This is a genomic window from Verrucosispora sp. FIM060022, from assembly GCF_003977705.1.
GTDB lineage: Bacteria > Actinomycetota > Actinomycetes > Mycobacteriales > Micromonosporaceae > Micromonospora > Micromonospora gifhornensis.
This window is the reverse complement of sequence record NZ_RQIV01000002.1, coordinates 782,060-798,044: the sequence shown is the minus strand read 5'-3', so window position 1 is coordinate 798,044 and position 15,985 is coordinate 782,060. Positions and strand designations below refer to the sequence as shown.

At 70.4% G+C, this 15,985-nt stretch carries 16 protein-coding genes; 7 read left to right on the top strand and 9 right to left on the bottom strand.

Annotated elements, in window-relative coordinates; all coding sequences use genetic code 11:
* Window positions 1-112: 112 nt before the first annotated feature.
* Together EG812_RS10240 and EG812_RS10235 are read right to left on the bottom strand one after the other, a co-directional pair.
* The gene (locus tag EG812_RS10240) at window positions 113-556 is read right to left on the bottom strand and encodes a hypothetical protein (protein ID WP_013736356.1); all 444 of its coding nucleotides are present in this window, start codon (window positions 554-556) and stop codon (window positions 113-115) included.
* Window positions 538-1,200 carry an HNH endonuclease family protein gene (locus EG812_RS10235; protein ID WP_013736355.1) on the bottom strand — a complete coding sequence of 221 codons (663 nt, stop codon included), beginning with the start codon at window positions 1,198-1,200 and terminating at the stop codon, window positions 538-540. The genes EG812_RS10240 and EG812_RS10235 overlap by 19 nt, the downstream gene beginning before the upstream one ends.
* A 108-nt stretch (window positions 1,201-1,308) precedes the next feature.
* Between EG812_RS10235 and EG812_RS10230 the strand changes: the two genes are divergently transcribed.
* Window positions 1,309-2,748, top strand: a complete 1,440-nt coding sequence (locus EG812_RS10230; RefSeq protein WP_126711407.1) for an MFS transporter — start codon at window positions 1,309-1,311, stop codon at window positions 2,746-2,748.
* Window positions 2,749-2,778: 30 nt separating this feature from the next.
* Here EG812_RS10230 and leuA read toward each other — a convergent pair whose 3' ends face one another.
* From leuA to EG812_RS10215, 3 genes are all read right to left on the bottom strand, one after another.
* Window positions 2,779-4,551: a 2-isopropylmalate synthase gene (gene leuA, locus EG812_RS10225; protein WP_199743839.1), complete on the bottom strand. Its 1,773-nt coding sequence runs from the start codon at window positions 4,549-4,551 to the stop codon at window positions 2,779-2,781.
* A 218-nt stretch (window positions 4,552-4,769) separates the two neighbouring features.
* Window positions 4,770-5,318 carry a nitroreductase family protein gene (locus tag EG812_RS10220; RefSeq protein WP_126711405.1) on the bottom strand — a complete coding sequence of 183 codons (549 nt, stop codon included), beginning with the start codon at window positions 5,316-5,318 and terminating at the stop codon, window positions 4,770-4,772.
* Window positions 5,319-5,402: 84 nt separating this feature from the next.
* The gene (locus tag EG812_RS10215) at window positions 5,403-6,233 is read right to left on the bottom strand and encodes a hypothetical protein (protein WP_233579435.1); all 831 of its coding nucleotides are present in this window, start codon (window positions 6,231-6,233) and stop codon (window positions 5,403-5,405) included.
* Window positions 6,234-6,441: 208 nt separating this feature from the next.
* On the opposite strand from EG812_RS10215, the gene EG812_RS10210 reads away from it, so the two are divergent.
* Together EG812_RS10210 and EG812_RS10205 are read left to right on the top strand one after the other, a co-directional pair.
* Window positions 6,442-7,707: an aspartate kinase gene (locus EG812_RS10210; RefSeq protein WP_013736350.1), complete on the top strand. Its 1,266-nt coding sequence runs from the start codon at window positions 6,442-6,444 to the stop codon at window positions 7,705-7,707.
* Between the two features lie 5 nt (window positions 7,708-7,712).
* Entirely contained in the window at window positions 7,713-8,774 is a 1,062-nt protein-coding gene (locus EG812_RS10205; protein ID WP_013736349.1) for an aspartate-semialdehyde dehydrogenase, read from the top strand.
* Between the two features lie 205 nt (window positions 8,775-8,979).
* On the opposite strand, the gene EG812_RS10200 is transcribed toward EG812_RS10205, so the two are convergent.
* Complete coding sequence (locus EG812_RS10200) at window positions 8,980-10,398, bottom strand: sensor domain-containing diguanylate cyclase (protein ID WP_013736348.1); 1,419 nt, start codon at window positions 10,396-10,398, stop codon at window positions 8,980-8,982.
* Between the two features lie 186 nt (window positions 10,399-10,584).
* On the opposite strand from EG812_RS10200, the gene EG812_RS10195 reads away from it, so the two are divergent.
* From EG812_RS10195 to EG812_RS10180, 4 genes are all read left to right on the top strand, one after another.
* Window positions 10,585-11,364: a phosphodiesterase gene (locus tag EG812_RS10195; RefSeq protein ID WP_013736347.1), complete on the top strand. Its 780-nt coding sequence runs from the start codon at window positions 10,585-10,587 to the stop codon at window positions 11,362-11,364.
* Window positions 11,365-11,685: 321 nt separating this feature from the next.
* Window positions 11,686-12,144, top strand: a complete 459-nt coding sequence (locus EG812_RS10190; RefSeq protein WP_126711404.1) for a lamin tail domain-containing protein — start codon at window positions 11,686-11,688, stop codon at window positions 12,142-12,144.
* A gap of 47 nt (window positions 12,145-12,191) precedes the next feature.
* Window positions 12,192-12,422: a hypothetical protein gene (locus tag EG812_RS10185; RefSeq protein ID WP_126711403.1), complete on the top strand. Its 231-nt coding sequence runs from the start codon at window positions 12,192-12,194 to the stop codon at window positions 12,420-12,422.
* A 71-nt stretch (window positions 12,423-12,493) separates the two neighbouring features.
* Complete coding sequence (locus tag EG812_RS10180; RefSeq protein ID WP_126711402.1) at window positions 12,494-12,730, top strand: hypothetical protein; 237 nt, start codon at window positions 12,494-12,496, stop codon at window positions 12,728-12,730.
* Between the two features lie 36 nt (window positions 12,731-12,766).
* Here the strand turns inward: EG812_RS10180 and EG812_RS10175 are convergent, their stop codons facing one another.
* The 3 genes from EG812_RS10175 to EG812_RS10165 form a co-directional block, all read right to left on the bottom strand.
* The gene (locus tag EG812_RS10175) at window positions 12,767-13,516 is read right to left on the bottom strand and encodes an SDR family oxidoreductase (protein WP_013736343.1); all 750 of its coding nucleotides are present in this window, start codon (window positions 13,514-13,516) and stop codon (window positions 12,767-12,769) included.
* 88 nt (window positions 13,517-13,604) lie between these two features.
* Window positions 13,605-14,858: an ATP-grasp domain-containing protein gene (locus EG812_RS10170; RefSeq protein ID WP_013736342.1), complete on the bottom strand. Its 1,254-nt coding sequence runs from the start codon at window positions 14,856-14,858 to the stop codon at window positions 13,605-13,607.
* A 22-nt stretch (window positions 14,859-14,880) separates the two neighbouring features.
* Complete coding sequence (locus EG812_RS10165) at window positions 14,881-15,825, bottom strand: TauD/TfdA family dioxygenase (protein ID WP_126711401.1); 945 nt, start codon at window positions 15,823-15,825, stop codon at window positions 14,881-14,883.
* Window positions 15,826-15,985: the final 160 nt, after the last annotated feature.

The window sequence follows — 15,985 nt, the reverse complement described above, 5'->3', positions numbered from 1 at the left end:
ACGCCTGGCGTATAGGAAGGGGCCCTTTCTAACGTCTGCGGCCCTGCGCTGGCACGCTCCAGCGGGCCCGGGCGGGCTCGGCGCTCGGGCAGGCTGAGCGTCCGGGACGGGCTCAGCCCTCGGGACGGTTCAGCAGGCCGACCGCGATGCTGTGCACGGCGTCCAGCCCGGCGGCGTCGTCCAGCGGGGCCTTGCCGCCGCTGACCACGTACCACTCGTCCGCGTCCTTGTACTGGACGTGCAGCGTGACCTGGCCGTCGGCGAACTCGGTGCGCAGGGTCAGCTCACCGGTGACCACGCCGACCTCGTCGGTCATCACCCCGCCCGGCCCGGGCACGATGTCCGTCGTGCGGCTCTGCGGGCCGCTCGCGCCCCCGGCGTCGGCGATCATGCCCGCGCCCGGCACCTCGACCTCGCTCGCGGCAGCGCCGTCGGCGGTCATCCCGGCCGTGGTCGGGCCCGGGCCGCCGGTCGCCGCCGCCTCCGCTGCGTCGGCGTCCGGCGTACGCTCGGACGTCGGGTCGTCGGCCGCTCCGGTTACGGCTTGCTCTCCCATGTGCAGCCCTCCAACATGTCGGTCAGTGCGGCCTTCTCGGCACTGGTCACCGTCAGCTGCCAGTGGTGCTTGACCGCCACCCAGTCGTGGGCGTATTGGCACCAATATGACTGGCTTGGCGGCTTCCACTGGGACGGATCCTGGTCACCCTTTGCCCGGTTGGAAGAGGCGGAAACCGCGAAAAGCTGCGGCCGGTCCAGATCGTTTGCGAAATCGCCCCGCTTGGTGTCGTCCCACTCGTCGGCTCCGGAACGCCAGGCGTTGGCCAGCGGAACCATGTGGTCGATGTCGACCTGCAGGGGATCGGTGAAGCTGCGGCCGTCGTACACGCTCTCCCACTGGCCGCCGACGACGTTGCAGCCGGAGCGCTGGATGCCCTTGCCATCGCGCTCCAGCACCGTGTCGCGGACGTCGCAGTTCTGGCCGGTCTTACGCCAGTGCGGGAAACGCTTGCGGCTGTAGCCGCGCATCGGGTTGGCCTCGGCGACGGTCAGCTCGGAGAGCATCTGGTTGGCGGTGCCACCGCCGCTGCTCGACGAGGTGTCCGGCACCTCGTCGAGCGGAACACACCCGGCCGCGCCGAGGGTCAGCGCCGCGACGAGCGCGAGCGCCCCCAGGGCGCGGGGTCCTGATCTGGTACGCACAGACGACACCTCTCCAGCTTGCGGGTATTCGCCGATCCCGCACAGTACCCGTACGGTGTTTTGGCGTTTCGTAGTGTCTGGCAGATGGTGCACGGCAGATTGGTAGGCATGCCTGAATCAGCACCCGCCCTACGGATGAGTACGGCAGCCGGCCGGGGCACCCTCGCCGCCGCCGTACTCGCCTCCGGCATGGCCTTTCTGGACACCACCGTGGTCAACGTGGCTCTGCCCAGGCTCGGCGCCGACCTCGACGCCTCGGTCTCCGGCCTACAGTGGACGGTCAACGGGTACCTGCTGACCCTGGCCGCGTTCGTCCTGCTCGGAGGCGCGCTCGGCGACCGCTTCGGCAGGCGACGGGTCTTCCTGCTCGGCGTCCTGTGGTTCACCGGCGCATCGGTGCTCTGCGGTCTGGCCCTGCGGACCGACTGGCTGATCGCCGCCCGCCTGCTGCAAGGGGCCGGCGCGGCCCTGCTGACACCCGGCTCGCTGTCGTTGCTGCAGGCCAGCTTCCACCCCGACGAACGGGCGAAGGCGATCGGCGTCTGGTCGGGCCTGTCGGGGGTCTCCACGGCACTCGGCCCGCTCCTCGGCGGCTGGCTGATCGACGCCCTCTCCTGGCGGTGGATCTTCTTCCTGAACGTGCCGTTGGCGGTGCTGGTGGTGCTGGCCGCCCTGCGCTGGGTGCCGGAGAGCCGGGACGAGTGCACCTCGCGGACCCGTGGGACCGGCGAGCGGGGCCGACGCTTCGACGTCGCCGGTGCGCTGCTGGGTGCGGTCGCGCTGGCCGGTGTCACGTACGCCCTGGTCGACGCGCCGGGTCGGGGCCTGCAGTCGCCGCCGGTGGCCGGGGCGGCCGTGGTCGCGGTGCTCGCCGCGGTGGCGTTCGTGCTGGTGGAGCGGCGACGCGGCGAGACGGCGATGCTGCCGACCGGGCTGTTCGGCAGCCGGCTGTTCTCGGTGCTGAACGTCTTCACCGTGCTGGTCTACGCCGCGCTCGGCGGGTTCACCTTCTTCATCGCCGTCTACCTGCAGAACGTGGTCGGCTGGTCGGCGTTCGTGACCGGGCTGGCGCTGGTGCCGATGACCCTGCTGCTGCTGGTCGGCTCACCGGTGGCGGGTGCGCTGTCGGCGAAGATCGGACCACGGCTGCTGCTGACCGTGGGGCCGGCGCTGGCCGCTGTCGGTCTGCTGCTGCTGCGCGAGGTCGGTCCGGGCGCGTCCTACTGGCGGCAGGTGCTGCCCGGAGTGGCGGTGTTCGGGCTCGGGTTGACCATGGTGGTGGCGCCGCTGACCGCGTCGGTCCTGGCCGCGGTCGCCGACCGGTTCGCCGGGGTGGCCAGCGGCTTCAACAACGCCGCGTCCCGGGTGGGCGGGCTGCTCGCGGTCGCCGCCCTGCCGCTGCTGGTCGGGCTCTCCGGCACCGGGTACGCGCAGCCGACCGAACTGACCGCAGCCTATCGAGGGGCCCTGCTCTGGTGCGCCGGGCTGCTGCTGGCCGGGGCGGCCATCGCCGCGGTGTTCGTGCACCGTCCACCCCGCGAGGGGTAGGGGAGGGCTCGGCGGCCCTCCCCCTGGACCTCAGCGGTGGGCGCGGTTGACGGCGCTGGTGACCGCCTTGATGGAGGCGGTGACGATGTTGGCGTCCATGCCGACGCCCCAGACCGTACGACCGTCGACCTCACACTCGACGTACGCCGCGGCCTGCGCGTCGCCGCCGGAGGAGAGCGCGTGCTCGTGGTAGTCGAGCACCCGTACCGCCACTCCGGTCGAGGCCAGCGCGTTGACGTACGCGTCGATCGGGCCGTTGCCGATCGCGGTCAGCGCCTGGGGCTTCCCGGCGACGTCGACCTGCGCGGTGATCTCGACCTTGCCGTCGGCGGTGCCGATGGCGTACTCGGTCAGGGTCACTCTCGGGTCGCTCTGGTGGTCGAGCAGGTACTGCGCGGCGAAGATCTGCCACATGGTCTCCGGGGCGACCTCGCCACCGTCGTGGTCGGTGACCTGCTGCACCACGCCGGAGAACTCGATCTGGAGCCGGCGGGGCAGGTCCAGCTGGTGCTCGGTCTTCATGATGTACGCGACGCCGCCCTTGCCGGACTGCGAGTTGACCCGGATGACCGCCTCGTAGCTGCGGCCCAGATCCTTCGGGTCGATCGGCAGGTAGGGCACCGCCCAGGTGAACTCGTCGACAGGTACGCCGGCCGCCGCCGCGTCGGCGTTCAGCGCGGCGAAGCCCTTGTTGATGGCGTCCTGGTGGGAGCCGGAGAAGGCGGTGTAGACCAGGTCACCGGCGTACGGGTGCCGCTCGTGCACGGGCAACTGGTTGCAGTACTCGACGGCCCGCTTGACCTCGTCGATGTCGGAGAAGTCGATCATCGGGTCGATGCCCTGGGAGAACAGGTTCAGGCCCAGCGTGACCAGGTCGACGTTGCCGGTGCGCTCGCCGTTGCCGAACAGGCAGCCCTCGATCCGGTCCGCCCCGGCCAGCAGGCCCAGCTCGGCGGCGGCGACCCCGGTGCCCCGGTCGTTGTGCGGGTGCAGGCTGAGCACCAGGCTGTCGCGGCGGGGCAGGTGCCGGTGCATCCACTCGATCGAGTCGGCGTACACGTTCGGCATGGCCATCTCGACGGTGGCCGGCAGGTTGATGATCAGCTTGTGGTCCGGCGTCGGGTCGATCACCTCGATGACCTTCGCGCAGACCTCCAGCGCGTACTCCAGCTCCGTGCCGGTGTACGACTCGGGCGAGTACTCGTAGTGGATGTCGGTGTCCGGGGTGTGGATCTCGGCGTACTTCTGGCAGAGCCGGGCGCCGGTGGTGGCGATGTCGGCGATGCCGTCGCGGTCCAGCCCGAAGACCACCCGCCGCTGGAGCGTGGAGGTGGAGTTGTAGAAGTGCACGATCGCCCGGCGCGCGCCGCGCAGGGATTCGAAGGTCCGGTCGATCAGGTGCTCCCGGCACTGGGTCAGCACCTGGATCGTCACGTCCTCGGGGATCAGATCCTGCTCGATCAGCTGCCGGACGAAGTCGTAGTCGGTCTGGCTGGCCGACGGGAAGCCGACCTCGATCTCCTTGTAGCCCATCTGGACCAGCAGTTGGAACATCCGGCGCTTGCGCTCCGGCGACATCGGGTCGATCAGAGCCTGGTTGCCGTCGCGCAGGTCGACCGCGCACCAGCGGGGGGCGGCCTCGACGTGCCGGGTGGGCCAGGTGCGGTCGGGCAGGTCGATCCGGAACTGCTGCCGGTACGGCTCGTAACGGCGGTACGGCATCCCGCTGGGACGCTGCCGGGCGATGGGATCGATGTCGGTGGTGCTGGCTTGGTGAGCCATGGCGAAAGTCTCCTGGGTCATGTGACGTCAGCAGTGGCTGTCGGCAGCGGTGCCGAGAGGGAAGGATCCGGGGCAGTGCTGGCGGCGCGGTTCGACTCCGCGACGAGGTGCCGGCCGTCAGGCCTCGTCGCGGCGACCAAGGAGAAGGCTCGCCTGCCACATGACAGAGTCACCCTACGTGATGGGGATGAGAGTGGGAAGGTGCGTCCGCAATATGAGACGCAATTCGCATCTGTTGGTCACCGAGGCGCATCGTCGCAGGTCAGGACCATTTCGCCGAGCGGTCGGCGGTGGCGCAGACCCGTTTCGTCGGGCACCAGGTCGGCCGGCAGGCTCAGCGGATCACCCAACTTCCCGACCGCGACCACCACGTACGGTCGCAGGTCGTCGGCCAGGTCGAGGTCGGTCGCCAGGCCCGCCCGATCCAGGTCGGTGAGTTGGCGGACGTATAGGCCGAGCGCGGTCGCCTGCACGGTGAGGTGGGCCACCGCCTGACCCAGGTCGTACGCGGCCATCGGGTGTCCGGTGCGGGGGTGTGCGACGAGCAGCAGCAGACTGGCCCGTCCGGCCCAGCGCTGTTCGCCGGGCGGCAGGTTGACCAGGATTCGTTTGAAGGTGTCGTCGTCGCGGTGACCGACCGCGAACCGCCACGGCTGCCCGTTGTCGATCGAGGGTGCCCAGCGGGCCGCCTCCAGCAGCGTCGCCGCCTCGGCTCGGGTCAGTTCGGCGTACGGGTCGAATGCTCGGGGGCTCCACCGGAACGCCAGTAACGGGGTGAGGTCGGTCATGCGAACAGTGTCCCCTATGGGGGATTTGATCACTTTGGTCCGGGCGGGTGGATGTGGTGAAAAGCACCCGTAACGGATATGCTGTCAGGGCGTTCCTGTACCGGTCGGGTCGCCCTCCGCCGTCGGCGGTGCGTCGGGGGGAGCGGTCATGCCCAGCGGCTCGCCCTCCACCACCGGCCCGGCCAACTGCACCGAGGCCGGGGCCGGCTCCGGCGTCGCGGCAAGCGTCAGGGTGCCGAACGCCGCGCGTACCGCGGTGAGGGTGCCGTCCGCGTCGAAGCAGTAGATCCCCACGTCCAGCGGCGGATTGATCGACGCCGCGGTGGTCTCCACGGAGTAGCAGGAGCCGCTGGCCCCGGCGGGTGCCATGGCGGGGGAGACGGACAGCGGAGCGCGTCGGTCGGTCAGCACGTCCAGCCAGTCAGTGAACGGGTGCTGCACCCGGGGGTCGAGTCGGCGTGGCAGGGTGTCGTCCCGTTCGCCCAGGCGTACGCAACTGGCCGGCTCCGGGCGGGTCGGCGTGGGAAGCGCGCACTGGAACAGCCCGTCGGTGGTGGCCGCGAGCGAGATGTCGGCCGTGCCGCCGAGCGCACCTCCGGGCACGTCCACCCGCCAACTGCCGTCGTTCGCGCTGGTGACCAGGATCAACCGGTCCGCCTCGCCGTCGACCCGCAGTGTGTAGCGGGCGACCAGGTGCCGATCCTGGGCGGCGGCGGCGTGCGCGGCCAACTCGTCGCGGGCGGCGTCCATCCCCACCGGGCGAGGCGCCGAGGTCGGTGGCGGCGGATCGGCGGGCGGATCGGTCGAGCAGCCGGCGAGCAGCACGGACAGGGCAAACACGAACGGGGCGACCCGGTGGGCGTACACCCGGTCATTCTCGGCGTTGAGGGCGTCGCGCGGACACCCCCCCGGCATGCTCCCGTTTCCGGCGTGTCGCGCGCCACGTCGCCCGCGTACCCGGGCCGGATCGTGGGATCACCTGACCCGACGGTCAGAGCAGACCGATACGCTGACGTCGACCGACCCGCGCCGCCGGCCACCGGTGCCGGCGGCGTCGGCACGCTCAGCCTGAGTGCCGCCCGGCAGCGGCACGCTCAGGGCAACCGGGAGGGAGTGCGCCGTCGTGGCACTCGTGGTGCAGAAGTACGGCGGATCCTCCGTCGCCAACGCCGAGCGGATCAAGCGGGTGGCCGAGCGGATCGTCGCCGCCCGTAAGGCCGGCGACGACGTGGTGGTCGTGGTCTCCGCGATGGGTGACACCACCGACGAGCTGCTCGACCTGGCCAACCAGGTCAGCCCGCTGCCGCCCGGTCGCGAGCTGGACATGCTGCTCACCGCCGGTGAGCGGATCTCCATGGCGCTGCTCGCCATGGCCATCCACAACCTGGGCTACGAGGCCCGCTCGTTCACCGGTTCGCAGGCGGGCGTGATCACCACCTCGGTACACGGTCGGGCGCGGATCATCGACGTCACCCCGGGGCGGCTCAAGGGCGCGCTCGACGAGGGCGCCGTGGTGATCGTCGCGGGCTTCCAGGGCGTCTCCCAGGACACCAAGGACGTCACCACCCTGGGGCGGGGCGGCTCGGACACCACGGCGGTGGCGTTGGCCGCCGCGCTGAACGCCGACGTCTGTGAGATCTACACCGACGTGGACGGCGTCTTCACCGCCGACCCGCGGATCGTGCCGAACGCCCGGCACATCAAGCAGATCACCTACGAGGAGATGCTGGAGCTGGCCGCCTGCGGCGCCAAGGTCCTGCACCTGCGCAGCGTGGAGTACGCCCGCCGGGCGGGCCTGCCGATCCACGTTCGTTCGTCATACTCGACAAACACCGGCACGATGGTCACCGGATCGATAGAGGAGCTTCCAGTGGAGCAGGCACTGATCACCGGAGTGGCTCACGACCGCAGCGAAGCCAAGATCACGATCGTCGGGGTGCCCGACGAGCCGGGCGCTGCGGCGCGGATCTTCGACACCGCGGCGAGCGCCGAGATCAACATCGACATGATCGTGCAGAACGTCTCCACCGAGGGCACCGGTCGCACGGACATCTCCTTCACCCTGCCCAAGGCCGACGGCCCCACCGCGATGGCCGCGCTCAGCAAGATCCAGGAGTCGGTCAACTTCAAGGGCCTGCTCTACGACGACCACGTCGGCAAGGTCTCCCTGATCGGTGCCGGGATGCGCTCGCACCCCGGTGTCGCCGCCGGCTTCTTCGCCGCGCTGGGCCAGGCCGGCGTCAACATCGAGATGATCTCCACGTCGGAGATCCGGGTCTCCGTGGTCTGCCGGGACACCGACCTGGACGCTGCGGTCCGCGCCATCCACGAGGCCTTCGACCTCGGCGGCGACACCGAAGCCGTGGTGTACGCGGGGACGGGACGGTAGGGCGGGTGGCCGGGCTGCCCACCCTGGCCGTGGTCGGGGCGACGGGAGCCGTCGGCACGGTCCTGTGTGAGCTGCTCACCGGGCGTCGCAACGTCTGGGGCGAGATCCGGCTGCTGGCCTCGGAACGGTCCGCCGGGCGCAAGGTCCGCTGCCGGGGCGAGGAACTCACCGTCCAGGCGCTGACCGAGGAGGCGCTCGACGGCGTCGACGTCGCGATGTTCGACGTACCGGACGAGGTCGCCGCACACTGGGCGCCCATCGCCGTACGCCGGGGAGCGGTCGTGGTGGACAACTCCGGTGCCTTCCGGATGGACCCGCACGTCCCGTTGGTGGTGCCGGAGATCAATCCCGAGCAACTGCGGGACCGGCCACGAGGCATCGTCGCCAACGGGAACTGCACCACCCTCGCGATGATCATCGCGGTGGCGCCCCTGCATCGCGAGTACGGGCTGCGTGAGCTGGTGCTCGCCTCGTACCAGGCGGTTTCCGGGGCCGGTCAGGCCGGTGCGGACACCCTGCACGACCAGCTCATCAAGGTGGCCGGCGACCGCGCGCTGGGCTCCCGCGCCGGCGACGTACGGCAGGCGGTCGGTGACGACCTCGGTCCCTTCCCCGCGCCGTTGGCCCTCAACGTGGTGCCGTGGACCGGCCTGCTGGCCGACGAGGGGTGGTCCTCCGAGGAGATGAAGCTGCGCGACGAGTCGCGCAAGATCCTCGGCCTGCCCGACCTGAAGGTCTCCGCCACCTGCGTACGAGTACCGGTGGTGACCGGCCACTCGGTGGCGGTGCACGCGGTCTTCGCCACGGAGATCGACACCGACGGCGCCCGCGAGGTGCTGCGCAACGCGCCCGGGGTGATCGTGGTCGACGACCCGGCGGCCGGCGAGTTCCCCATGCCGATCGACGCCGTCGGCACCGACCCGTCCTGGGTCGGCCGGATCCGTCGCGCCCTCGACGACCCCCGTGCCCTCGATTTCTTCGTGACCGGCGACAACCTCCGCAAGGGCGCCGCCCTCAACACCGCCCAGATCGCCGAACTTCTAGCCAAAGACCTAACCCACCCCTGACCTCCCCTCCCGTGACCACGACCCCCTGGTCCGCGTCGATCTTGCACTTTTCGTCCCGTCATATCGGGGCAAAAGTGGCACAACGGCGACGGGAAGTGCATGATCGCTGGGGCTGGGGCTGGGGCTGGGGCTGGGGCTGGGGCTGGGGCTGGGGCTGGGGCTGGGGCTGGGGCTGGGGCTGGGGCTGGGGCTGGGGCTGGGTGGGTCAGGCGGCGGAGAGGCGGACGCCGTCGCGGCCCTGGCGTTTGACGGCGTAGAGGGCCTGGTCGGCGCGGCGGAGCGTCAGTTCGGGCGACTCGCCGGGGCGGGGGAGGGCGACACCGACGCTGATCGTACGGCCGATCCGGCGGGCGGCCTCGGTGAGTCGCTCGGCCACTCGGACCGCTTCCTCGGGGCGGCTCACCTCGATCACCGCGACGAACTCGTCGCCACCGATGCGGTACAGCTCGTCGCCCTGCCGCAGCGCGCCTTCCAGGGCTCGGGCCAGCCCGACCAGCACCCGGTCACCGGCCTGGTGGCCGTACGTGTCGTTGACGGTCTTGAAGCCGTCCACGTCGATCGCCAGCAGGGCGGTACGCCCCGGAGTGGCGGTGGCGATCCGCTGCCCGAACGGGCCGGTGTGCCGCAGCCCGGTGAGCGGGTCGGAGCTGGCCTGCTCCCGTAGCCGGTCGAGGGTGCGCAGCCGGTCCAGGCAGGTCCACGCCTGGCCGGCCAGCAACTCCAGGAGGTTGACCGTCCGAGGGTCCGGGCGCAGCAACCGCTCGCCGGCGACCAGCAGCACCCCGCCACCCTCGGGTGAGCCGAGCGGTACCGCCACCAGGGTGCGCACCCCGGCCCGTACCAGCGGGTCGTGTTCCTCGGTCGGTGGGTGGCCCGCCTCGCCGAGGGTGTGACCGGTGCCGTACCGGTGGGCTCGGGCGACGATGGCGCGCAGCGCCTGCGGGCCGGCCTCGGCCAGTTCGGCGCGGATCCGGGTCTCCAGCTCGCCGGGGGTGGCTGTCGGCTCGCTGAGTTGCGGACCGCTGCGGCCCGACAGCAGCAGCATCGCCGTGTCGAGGGCGGACACGTCTCGGGCGGCCCGGGTCGCGGTCGCCAGCAGGTCCCACTCGGTGGTGGCGGCGGTCATCGCGGCGGCGTGCCGGAGCAGTTTCTCGCTGCGGCTCTCCGCCGGGCCGCCGAGCGCCATGATCCGGGCACCCAGCCGTCCGGCGACCCGCTCGGCGGTCGCCCGCCACGCGGCGAGCTCGGCCGGGCCGGTCCACTGCACGTCGAGTACGCCGATGCGGCGGCCCGCCGGATCGCAGATGGGTACGCACACCTCGGCGGTGACGTCGGGGCGTACCGGGATGTGGTCGGGGTCGGTGCTGATGTCCGGGACGACGGCCGACCGACCACCGGTGAAGACCCGCCCGACGATGCCGGCGTCGGGGGCGACGGTGGCGAAGACCTGCCAGGAACCGGTGGCGGCGACGCAGCGGAGTCGACCGTTGACGTGCAGCAGGACGGCGATCGTCGCGGGGGTGTAGCGGGCCAGAGCGTCCACGGTCGCCTGGCAGACCTCGGCGACGGTCGACGCCATGGGTAGGCGGACCGTGACGTCGCGGATGACTTGCTGGTGATCCACTTGTGCGTCGTCCCAGGTCGGCTCGGGTCCCGGCCGGTTCCGGGACGCTGATCAAGCGTACTCATGGTGGCGGGGAGCGGATTTGTTCGTACACACGTGCTATCCACAGGCTGTGGATGCAGCCTGTGGGCCCACGCGCGGGCCGTCGCAGCGATAGCGTGAGGGTCCCGGTCGAGTGGAGGCGCCATGCTCATCGCCCACCTCAGCGATCCGCACCTCACCACCGGCGTACTCGGTGCCGAGCCGGCGGCCGGGCTGCATCACGCGCTCGGGCGGGTGCTGGCCCTCAATCCCCGGCCCGACTGCGTGGTGATCACCGGTGACCTCGCCGACCATGGTCGGCCCGACGAGTACGCCGCGCTGCGCGAGGTGATCGGTCGTTTCCCGCTGCCGCTGTATCTGACCACCGGCAACCACGACGATCGGGAATCGCTGCTGGATGCCTTCGGCGGTACGCCCTGGCTGGGGGGCAGCTTCTCGGCGTACTACCAGGTGGAGCAGCCCGGCTTGACCCTGGTGGTGCTCGACTCGTTGGTTCCGGGCTCGAACGGCGGTCGACTCGGTGCCGAGCAGCTCACCTGGCTCGACGGGGTGCTCGCCGCGCGGCCCGACGTGCCGGCCGTCCTCTGCCTGCACCATCCGCCGGTCGAGGTCGGCATCCCGGCCGCCGACGAGATCCGCCTCGCCGACGGTGACGCCTTCGCCGAGGTGCTGCTGCGACACCCCCAGGTGGTACGCGTCGCCGCCGGGCACCTGCACCGGCCGGTGACCACCATGTTCGCCGGCACGGTGCTGACCGTCGCGCCGAGCACCTGGCGGCAGGCCACCTTGACCATGAGCGACGACGAGCAGATCGGCTGGGTCACCGAGCCGACCGCCCTGCTGCTGCATCAGGTGAGCGACCGCGGCTGTGTCACGCACACCGTTCAGGTCAGCCACACCGCCGGCATGACCTGCGGCTACTGAGCTTCCTGTACGGGTGGGGCTGGCCAACGGGGCCCTTCCTGGGCCGCGCCGATGCCCAGAGCCGTCGAGGCACCGTCCACAACGGCCGACGAAGCACCCTTCGGTCGATGTGAATCTGGACCAGGGTCGGTCCTGATCATCCAGAACGGCTGATCGATTCGAGCCGGCCGGATGTCCGATCAACCCGCGCGGATCGTATTCGACGGCACGGCGTGCGCGGGTATTCACGTCGCCCGTTCCCGTCGCTAACCTCGCTGCCGTCACGCGCGTCGGTGTGACACGACCGCGCCGAATTCGGCGCTCTCAGTGGGGGAAAGACGCATGACGAGAAGGCTTCTCGGACTCATCACCGCGGTTGCCATGACGGTGGGTGGCTCGCTGGCCGCCGCCGCTCCGGCGCAGGCCGCCACTCCGGCCATCGAGATCACGAAGGTGTACTACGACTCGCCGGGGACGGACAACCGCTCGAACTCCAGCCTCAACGCCGAGTACGTGAAGCTGACCAACCGGCGGTCCAGCACCATCAACCTGAAGAACTGGACGCTGCGCGACAAGGCCAACCACGTCTACAAGTTCAGCGGCGACTTCAAGCTCGGCAAGGGCAAGAGCGTCATCATCCGTACCGGCAAGGGCAAGAACACCGCCAGCACCCGCTACTGGGGCTCGGGCAACTACATCTGGAACAACACCGGCGACACCGCCTACCTGCGTAACGCCAGCGGCAAGCAGATCGACAAGTGCTCGTGGAGCAAGAAGGGCAAGGGCTACACCAACTGCTGAGCTGCTCGGAGCGGGCGCCGTACGGAAACGGTTCTACACTGGCCGGCGTGCGGCGCCCACGTCTTCGACAGGTACTGCTCGGCCTCGGCTTCCTGCTGTGGCTGGTGGCCGGTCTCGGCCTGTGGTTCGACTGGCTCGGATGGCTCACGCCACCGTTGCTGCTGGTCGCGGGCGCCCTCGTGCACGGCCCGGACGTCGTCCGGGCGTGGCGGGAACGCACGTCGAAGCCGCCGGAACCAGCGGAACGGGTTCTGCGGCACTACCCCACCTGGTGGTGATCCACCAGCGGCAGCGGGCACAGCCGGTAGCTGGGGCAGGCAATCCGTCCCAGGTGAGATCTAATGATCCCGTGCCCAAGCTTTTCGACAGCTCACTCAGCCACCACCTGCGCTATCCACTCTGGGTGTACGCGGTGCCCGTGGTCCTCTTCGCCGCTCTGCCCGCCTGGATCCTGATCGACGGCGACAACCTGTTCGCCGCCGTCCTGGTCGTGCTCGGCAACGTGCAGGCGATCATTATGGGCCGGATCATCCTCGCCCGAAGCCTGATAGCGAAGGGAAAGCTCAGAGCCGAGGACCTGGACTGAGCCGCCTGACACGGCGGCTGCGCCCGCAGCCGGTCGTCAGCCGCCGAAGAGGGGCTGACGGTGCACCTTGTGTTGGGCGGCCTGGGCGACCGGACGCACGACGAGACGATCCACGTTGACGTGACTGGGCAGCCCCACCGTCAGGGCGATGCACTCGGCGATGTCCTCGGCGACCAGCGGCCGGTCCACACCCGCGTAGACGGCGGCGGCCTTGTCCGCGTCACCCTTGAACCGGTTCACCGCGAACTCGTCCGTACGGACCATCCCCGGCGCAATCTCCACGACCCGGATCGGTTCGCCGCACAACTCCAGCCGGAGCGTTTCGACAAGCGCGTGTTCCGCGTGCTTGGCCGCCGTGTAGGTGCCGCCGAACTCGTAGTTCACGTGGGCCGCCGTCGAGGTCACCGTCACGATGGTCGGCGCGTCGGAGGACCGCAGCAGCGGCAGTAGCGCCTGGGTGACGTGCAGCATGCCCAGCACGTTGACCTCGAAGCTCTGCATCAGGTCCGCCGGGGACGCGCTGGCCAGCGGGTCAGCCCCGACCGCCCCACCCGCGTTGTTGACCAGGACGTCGCAGCGTTCCAGCCCGGCGGCCAGAGCCTGGGCGGACGCCTGGTCGGTGACGTCGAGCGCGACCGCCTGACCACCGATCTCCGCCGCCAGAGCCTGGAGCCGGTCCAGTCGGCGGGCCGCCACCACGACGAAGAACCCGTCCTTGGCCAGCCGGCGCGCCGTCGCCGCTCCGATGCCGCTGCTGGCGCCCGTCACGACCGCGGTGCGCTTCATGGCGTTTCGTCTCCCGTTCCCACTGTTCCGGCAGGCGTGTGCCGTCCCGGAGGACGGCACTTCGCCCGATCGCAGCCGCGTGGCTGCATCAACCGATGGCGAATTCTATCTGTGCGTTGATCGCCTCGGCCTTGGCGATCGCGTCGAGCGCGTCGGTGCCGGAGGCCAGGATGTAGCCGTTGCTGCAGTCGGCGACCGTCAACAGCGGCGCGACCTCGTCCCCCGGGTTCTTGGTGATGACGACGGCGGTGTCCTCGGCGCCCAACTCGAACAGGTACGGCATGAACACCTTGGCCTGCTCACCCGGCGGGATCCGCAGTACCTTCGCCGGGATGTCCTCGTGCACGGTGATCGACTTGATCGGTCCCGGATCCGGGGTCAGGAACAGCGCGACCGCGCCGCCGATCGGTGCCGGAGACTCCAGCGGAAGCTCGTCGATGCCAAGCGGGACCGTGAGGAACATGCGGTTGAGGTCCAGACCGAAGGCCCGGCGGACCAGTTCCGGGGCGCCGCTGCCGGCGAGCCGGGCGTGCGATTCGAGGACCCGGGGACCGTCCGGGGTGAGGACGAACTCGCTGTGCGACGGCCCTTCGGTGACACCGACGGCGTCCAGCAGCTTGGCGGTGAGTTCCCGCAGCTCGGCGAGGTACGGCACGGCGACCCGACTCGGCGTGCTGACCTCCCACTCCACGAACCGGTCGTTCATCCGGTACTCCGAGTAGCCGATCGTGAGGTGCCGGCCCTCGAAGGAGAACGAGTCGACGCTTACCACCGGGCCGGACAGGAACTCCTCCGCCATCGGGTTGGTGATCCCCGCGGCGGCCAGCTCCGCCATGGCCTCGGCCACCTGCGCGGGGGTCTCGACCTCCTTGATGTGCAGGCTCGCCGCGCCGTCGAGCGGCTTGAGGACGATCTTGCCGCCGACCTGCGCCAGGAAGGCGACCGCCTCGTCCACCGAGCTGACCACCTGGTAGCGGACGTTCTCCACCCCGGCCTTGGCCAGGCACTCCCGGGTGAGCGCCTTGTCCTTGAGCGCACGGGCGGTGAACTCGGTGACGCCGGGCAGACCGAACTGGTCCACGACGTAGCCGGACGAGATCGCGGCGACCTCGGTCGTGGTCATCACCCGGTCGAACGGGCGCTCGGCATGCAGCGGGCTCAGCGCGGCATGGATCGCCGGGCCGTCGGCCAGCGGAGCGTGTACGACCCGCTCGGTGTGCTGCAGGATGGACTGCTCGTACTTGCCCTCCTCGTGCACCAGCACGACGTCGATGCCGAGTTCCTTGGCGCCGTGGATCGGCGCGGGCATACCACCGATGACGGCGACGCGATATTTGCCCATGGTCTTCCTCCGTGTACCCAGGTCAGCTTGCATAGCAACGACGCAACCAGCGGGCGGTCTCCGTCGGGCCGGGCTGGAAGGCCCGTCGGCGGTGCAGCACCCGGTAGTTGTCGAAGATCAGGAAATCTCCGGGGCTCAGCACGAACTCCTCGGCTCGCGCCTGCTCCAGGGCCTGCACCCAGCGGTCCAGGGCCGCGGCCGCCGCAGGGGTGGTCCCGGTGACCGTGCCCCGGTCGTACCGTGCCCGGGTGCCCTCGTAGCTCTGCTCCAACAGGGCGGCGTCGGGTAGCGGCGCGGTCTCGTCGTTGGACGCGGGCGGGCCGACGAGGAACTGGGCCGACTGGAGGGCCTGGACGGTGGCGTCGTCGAGGGCGGCCACGGCGTCCTCGATGGCGAGCACCTCGGTGGGCACCTGCTCGTCGTTGCGGACCGCATAGAAGCTGAGGTAGCGCGGGACGTACCGGCGCGGGTCGACGCCCTTGCCGCCGAACGGCAGGTGCGGGTTGTCGGTGTGCCAGAAGAACTCCGAATCGGCACCCCAGGAACTGGTGGTGCCGGCCGCCGCCGGATTCGGCGCGACATTGCGGATGTAGCGGCCGTTGTTCTCGTAGTCGACCGCGAACGGCGTCAGCGAGAGCAACTGGAGCAGACCGAAGTGCAGCGCGTTGGTCACGGCCATCGCGGTCTCGTCGGTGAAGCCGTTGCGCGGTGTGGCCGGGAACTCCTGCTGCGGCAGGTTACCGATGGTCAGGACGTGCGAGCCGGTCGCCGGGTAGAACGTCAACGCTTGGAGGATCTCGCCGGGAAGATGGGTCTGCAGGGCGTGTGCGCCGATTCGGGCGAGGATCGCCTCGTGCGCGTCCGAATCCAGCGTGATGTCGCAGAGGGCGGCCGTGAGCTCCTTGTCGAGCAGGTCACGGGTCCTGTCGTCCAGGTGGTGACGGGCCACCCGAAGTGCGCGGGACATGTCTGGCTCCGATCATGGGAGTCGCCGCGAATCCCCAACTCGCGGTCGTGTCGGGTGGAACGCCCAGTCGTTCGGACACCCGAGACCCCAAGATGCCGCACGGACACGATGGGTAACAACGCCGTCGCGGAGGCCAGAAGTGGCCAGGCACCTTGCTGCC